This window comes from Phyllobacterium sp. P5_D12, from assembly GCF_054049495.1.
Genome location: NZ_JBFUMG010000718.1, coordinates 1 through 1,914, shown reverse-complemented (window position 1 = coordinate 1,914; position 1,914 = coordinate 1). Strand labels below are relative to the sequence as shown.

At 57.1% G+C, this 1,914-nt stretch carries 4 protein-coding genes; all 4 read right to left on the bottom strand.

Annotated elements, in window-relative coordinates:
• Nucleotides 1-105 precede the first annotated feature (105 nt).
• Nucleotides 106-552, bottom strand: coding sequence for a hypothetical protein (locus ACXJ5O_RS25650; protein WP_457302370.1), 447 nt, complete (start codon nucleotides 550-552; stop codon nucleotides 106-108).
• Nucleotides 549-884 (bottom strand): hypothetical protein, encoded by a 336-nt coding sequence (locus ACXJ5O_RS25645; RefSeq protein ID WP_457302369.1) that lies wholly within the window; start codon nucleotides 882-884, stop codon nucleotides 549-551. Before ACXJ5O_RS25645 ends, ACXJ5O_RS25650 begins: the two co-directional genes overlap by 4 nt.
• 188 nt (nucleotides 885-1,072) lie before the next feature.
• Nucleotides 1,073-1,312, bottom strand: coding sequence for a hypothetical protein (locus ACXJ5O_RS25640; protein WP_457302368.1), 240 nt, complete (start codon nucleotides 1,310-1,312; stop codon nucleotides 1,073-1,075).
• Nucleotides 1,313-1,514: 202 nt separating this feature from the next.
• Nucleotides 1,515-1,914 (bottom strand): helix-turn-helix transcriptional regulator (locus tag ACXJ5O_RS25635; protein ID WP_457302367.1); only part of this gene is annotated, 400 nt, incomplete at its 5' end.

Sequence of the window (1,914 nt, the reverse complement as noted above, 5' to 3'; positions counted from 1 at the left end):
AATCGAGGTCGCGGTTGCGGACGGCAAGCGCGATCAGGCCGAACAGCGGGTGGATGATCGTCCAGACGACGACGGCACCAACCGACAGCGGTTCCTTGGGAAGGCTCATTGCTTCACCTCCGGTTTGGTGATCGGCTTGAGCGTTTTCAGGAACGCATCGACCGACCGCTTGTCGAGGTCAGTTGGTTTAGCGGTATCATCAGGCCACCATTGAACACACTTCGGGTCCGATTTGCATTGTTCACGCTTGACCAGTTCAGCATTTGCCTGCCTAAGCCACTCATCATTCTGCACCTGTCGCTCTGCATCTTCAGAGATCAGACGTTTCTGATCGGCGACAGTGAAGCCGCGCAGCAGCAGGCAATCGTTGATGTAATTATCAAACCGCGCATCTTCGATGTGCTTCTCGGCAGCGAATATGCGGCACTCGGCATGCGCMCCCTGATATCGCTGGAATGCTTCGCTGGACGCGGCCTGTGCCRTCCCGTTTGATAGTAGGACAGCGGCGATCAGGGCGACACCAACGCTCAATGGTTCGCGAGGCTGGGTCATTCGTTCCTGCCTTCGAGGTCGAGTTTGAGGTTGTGGCCCATGTCGCCCAGTTTGCGGGAGATGTCCTTGATGCCATCGGCGTAACGCTCATGGCCCTCGCTGCGCAGCCGCCCTGCCAGTTCCTCGAAGTCGTAGGCGGAACGGATCAGGCGTTCTGCTGTGCGGATGGTGACGCTCTTGCGTGCCATTTTGTCGTGGTTCCTTTCTTGCTCGCGTTGCTTCGCGATGCGTTTTCCATGAGGCGTGAGGAGTCCATCCCACGCCGTTTGCAGTTCTTCGTTGGTAAATTCGGGGCGTGCCAATGCGTCGAGGTGTTCCTTGGTGAGGTTCATTCGTCGGCCTCCTCCTCCTCGTCGTCCTCTTCGTCCGGCGCAGCCTCTTCGGCGGCGCTGGCACAAAAGCTTTTGGCGGCTCTGGAAAGAGGTAATTCCAAGAAGCGAGATAGCGAAAAACGCGAAAARACTACCGACGATAATGCGATCTGCTTTCGGCGTAAGAATACGCTGCTGTCYATAATCGGTCATTTGCCACCYACGTGCAGCAGGAGGGCAAGGATGGCGACGCCGACGATCAGCATGATCCGAAAAACAGGGCCGTTGATGGGGTGCGCCGGTTCCACCTCCTTGGTGATCCGAGGTTCACCAYAATCGAGGTCGCGGTTGCGGACGGCAAGCGCGATCAGGCCGAACAGCGGGTGGATGATCGTCCAGACGACGACGGCACCAACGCTTAACGGTTCGCGGGGTTTTTCAATGGTCATAACCGACCCTTTGCGTGCCACCGTGCTCGAAATGAAGTAAAAATGACCATTGTCCCGTTCCTCAACTCGGACGGAAAGATTGTGGCCACAGTCAAATCTGCAAGTGGGTTGGCGTCAAAGCGCAAAGCATTGGCTTAAAGAGACAAACTTTGGCTGCCTCTATCCGGCAAAAGACCAATTTGCATCGCCGCAAGGTCGTAGTTCAGGCGACCAATCTTTGCTTGTAGGCGCGCCGATGTTCCGATGGGCATTTGCCTGTCCAGCGACGGCAGGCATGGCTGAACGAACTCAATTGTTGAAAGCCGAGCAGCCAGGCGATCTGAGAGGCCTGAAGCCCCTCTTGGAGGTAACTCAGCGCCATTTCACGACGCAGGCTGTCGAGGATCTCACCAAAGGAAACTCCGTCCGCGGCCAGACGTCGGGCAAACGTCCGTTCGCTTAAGCCTAGCCGCCTTGCCACAATGGCCGCATTTGCCTCCGCGTGAGGAAGAAGCGGGGCGATGGTGTTCTCGACCAGCGTGCGGAACGGACTGACGTTAGATGCCCGGGCAGCGAGCGTATCCTCACAGAGCTTGACCATTATTTCGTTGAGATGCGGGTCG

Bases quoted from the DNA above. Each gene is read 5' to 3' on its own strand.
- ACXJ5O_RS25645 (WP_457302369.1), bottom strand. From the start codon at position 884: ATGAACCTCACCAAGGAACACCTCGACGCATTGGCACGCCCCGAATTT.